This window comes from Myxococcus vastator (assembly GCF_010894475.1).
Taxonomy (GTDB): Bacteria; Myxococcota; Myxococcia; order Myxococcales; family Myxococcaceae; genus Myxococcus; species Myxococcus vastator.
Map to the genome: position 1 here is coordinate 1 of NZ_JAAIYB010000992.1, position 394 is coordinate 394.

The following is a 394-nucleotide window of genomic DNA, read 5'->3' on the forward strand; positions in this document are numbered from 1 at the left end:
CACCTGCCCCGACAGCCGCACCCCGCGCTCCTCCGCCGCCGCGCGCTGCGCCTCCATCGCCGCGTCCACCAACACCTCCGCCGGCACCCGGCGAAGCTCCAACTGAAGCTGCCCCGCCTGGATGCGCGACAGGTCCAGCAGGTCATCCACGATGCCCTGCAGCCGCTCGCAGTCCTCGCGCGCCGCGAACAGCAGGTCCGCCTGCTTCTCCGTCACCGGCCCCACCACCCCCTCCGTCACTAGGTGCAGCGCCATGCGCAGGGACGTGAGCGGCGTGCGGAACTCGTGCGCCACCGTGGCCACCAGGTCGTTCTTCAGCTCGTCGAAGCGTCGCAGCCGCGTCACGTCCTGGAGAATCACCGTGGCCCCCACCACCTCCCCCGTCTCGCCGTAC

1 protein-coding gene is annotated in these 394 nt (G+C 71.8%); it reads right to left on the reverse strand.

The window, feature by feature from the left end; genetic code table 11:
- A partial coding sequence (locus tag G4D87_RS38730; RefSeq protein ID WP_275902343.1) for a histidine kinase dimerization/phospho-acceptor domain-containing protein occupies positions 1–394 on the reverse strand: 394 nt, incomplete at both ends.